Origin of the sequence: Roseisolibacter sp. H3M3-2 (assembly GCF_029211165.1) — a bacterium.
In the GTDB taxonomy this organism is placed as follows: Bacteria; Gemmatimonadota; Gemmatimonadetes; order Gemmatimonadales; family Gemmatimonadaceae; genus Roseisolibacter.
This window is the reverse complement of record NZ_JARGEK010000545.1, coordinates 1-2408: the sequence shown is the minus strand read 5'-3', so window position 1 is coordinate 2408 and position 2408 is coordinate 1. Positions and strand designations below refer to the sequence as shown.

Sequence of the window (2408 nt, the reverse complement as noted above, 5' to 3'; positions counted from 1 at the left end):
CCGCGCCGCCGGGCGCCGCGGCGCCGGCCGCCCTCCCGGCGCCCCCCCCGCCCACCGCGTCGGGGGTGATGGCCGCCTTCGGCGCCTCCGACGACGACTTCGCGCACGGCCTCGGGGTGATCGCCGAGCGCGCCGAGTCGCTGGGGCGCTTCATCGGGGCGTACGCGAAGCTGACGCGCCTCCCCGCCCCCACCAAGCGCGCGGTCGACGTCGAGACGTGGGTGCGCCGCGTGGCGACGCTCGAGTCGCGCGTGCCGGTGACGGTGCGCGGCGGCCCGCCGGTGGTCGTCCCGGCCGACGCCGACCAGATCGACCAGCTGCTCATCAACCTGCTGCGCAACGCGGGCGACGCGGCGCGCGAGACCGGGGGCGGCGCGGCGGTGTGGTGGGAGGCGCCGGCGGGCGCGCTCCGCCTGGTGGTCGACGACGAGGGCGCGGGGCTCGCCGAGACGGCCAACCTGTTCGTGCCGTTCTACAGCACGAAGCCCGAGGGGAGCGGGATCGGCCTGGCACTCTGCCGCCAGATCGCCGAGGGGCACGGTGGTAGCATAACGCTGGAGAACCGCCCCGACGGGCGCGGCGCGCGGGCGGTGGTCACGCTCCCGCGCTGACGCCGCATCCCCGTTCGGGGCGTCCCCCGAACCCCCGCTGCCCATGTCCGTCCTCGTCCGCCGCCTGGCCCTCGCCGCCCTCCTCGCCGTCGTCGCCTGCGACGACGGCACCACCGATCCGGGCGAGGGGGGCGGCGCGTACGTCCAGCCCCCCGTCCCGTCGCCCACGCTCGTCGGGCGCGGCGACCTCGTCTCGGCGACCCCTGCGGCGGCCAACACGCGCCAGGAGGTCGCGCTCGTCCTCGCCGCCACCGGCTTCACCTCGGCCTTCACCGCCCGCCACGACACGCGCGCGTTCGTGGTCCGGTACCGTACCCCCGGCGTGGACGGGCAGCTCACGACCGCAAGCGGGATCGTGTGGGTCCCGGTCGGCGCGACCGGCGCGCTCCCGGTGGTGACCTACATGCACGGCACGGTCACCAACAAACAGCTCTCGCCGTCGTTCCTGTCGCCGCTCGAGAGCCGGATCGGCGCGGCCTACGCCAGCGACGGCTGGGTCGCCATCCTCCCCGACTACCTCGGTCTCGGCGTGGCCGGCGAGGGGACGTACCACCCGTACCTCCACCTGCAGACGCAGTCGTCGGCGGCGATCGACCTGCTGCGCGCGACGCGCACGCTGCTCCGCCAGCAGAACCTGACCGCCGACTGGCGCACGCTCACCGTCACCGGCTACTCGCAGGGCGGCGGTGTGGCGATGGGGCTGTTCCGCGAGCTGGAGCGCAACTTCGCCTCCGACTTCCCGGTGATGGCCGCCGCGCCGGCGTCGGGGCCGTACGACCTGGAGGGGACGGGGCGCGCGCTGATCGAGCAGGACCCGGCCTACGTGAACTCCGTGGTCTACACGCTGTACCTCGCCGAGGCGATGCGGCGCGTCTACCAGCTCGCGCCGACCGCGGGGGCGTTCTTCCTCCCGCCGAGCGACGTGGCCGCGACGGCGGTGGTGGAGGGGGCGTTCACCCCGCAGCTCGCGGCGTCGCTCCCGGCGCGTCCGCGCGGCGTGCTGCAGCCGGACGTCCTCGCGGCGATGCAGGCGCAGCGCGACCACCCGCTCTGGCGCGCGCTGCGCGACAACACGGCCTACGACTGGACGCCGCGCGCGCCGCTCCGCATGTACTACGGCGGCGCCGACCGAGACGTCTTCCCGCAGAACGCGCTGACGGCCGAGGCGCGCATGCGGGCCAACGGCGCGCGCAACGTGGCGGCGGTGAACCTCGGCGCGGCGCTCGACCACCCGGGGGCGACGCTGCCGTCGGTGCTGGCGACCAAGCTGTTCGCCGACAGCGTGCGGCGGACGCTGGCGCCGGCGGTGACGCTCGCGCGCGCGGCGGGATTCTGACCTCCAGCCCTGAGCGCAGCGAAGGGCCCCTCCGACCGCCGGCAACACCGGTCGGAGGGGCCCTTCGCTGCGCTCGGGGCGTCAGCCGGGCGACTGGTCCCGGATCGCCCGCTCCGCCCCCGAGCGCAGCGCCGCGTAGTGCCGCGCCGCGCGCGCCGCCCCCGGGCGGTCGCCGAGCCGCGCCGCCAGCCGCGCCTCCTCGCGCAGGACGGCGCCGAGGTACGGCTGGCGCGCGTACAGATACGGGCGCCGCCGGAGCGCGGCCAGCGCGTCGCGCGCGTCGCCCAGCGTCTCGCGCAGCCGCTCCAGCACCAGCGGCCCGGCCGTGAGCGCGATCCCGAACTCCCCCGCCCGCAGCAGCGAGTCGAGCCGCTCGGCGGCCGCCAGCGCCGCGGCCGGCGCCGCCGGCGCCCCCCGCGCCGCGCGCGCCGCCAGCGCCGCCTCGATCATCGCCGAAGTCG

The 2408-nt window shown here is 77.2% G+C and carries 3 protein-coding genes; 2 read left to right on the top strand and 1 reads right to left on the bottom strand.

The genetic code is table 11. The features are described 5' to 3' along the window. The coding region (locus PYV61_RS24260; protein ID WP_275836452.1) for a HAMP domain-containing sensor histidine kinase at positions 1 to 611 on the top strand (611 nt) is incomplete at its 5' end. Between the two features lie 43 nt (positions 612 to 654). Further along, positions 655 to 1947 carry a lipase family protein gene (locus PYV61_RS24255; protein ID WP_275836451.1) on the top strand — a complete coding sequence of 431 codons (1293 nt, stop codon included), beginning with the start codon at positions 655 to 657 and terminating at the stop codon, positions 1945 to 1947. 81 nt (positions 1948 to 2028) lie between these two features. On the opposite strand, the gene PYV61_RS24250 is transcribed toward PYV61_RS24255, so the two are convergent. Then, a partial coding sequence (locus PYV61_RS24250) for a hypothetical protein (protein ID WP_275836450.1) occupies positions 2029 to 2408 on the bottom strand: 380 nt, incomplete at its 5' end.

What these genes read in the sequence shown, in the direction of transcription:
- PYV61_RS24255 (WP_275836451.1), top strand. Translation starts at nt 655, where the DNA reads ATGTCCGTCCTCGTCCGCCGCCTGGCCCTCGCCGCCCTCCTCGCCGTC.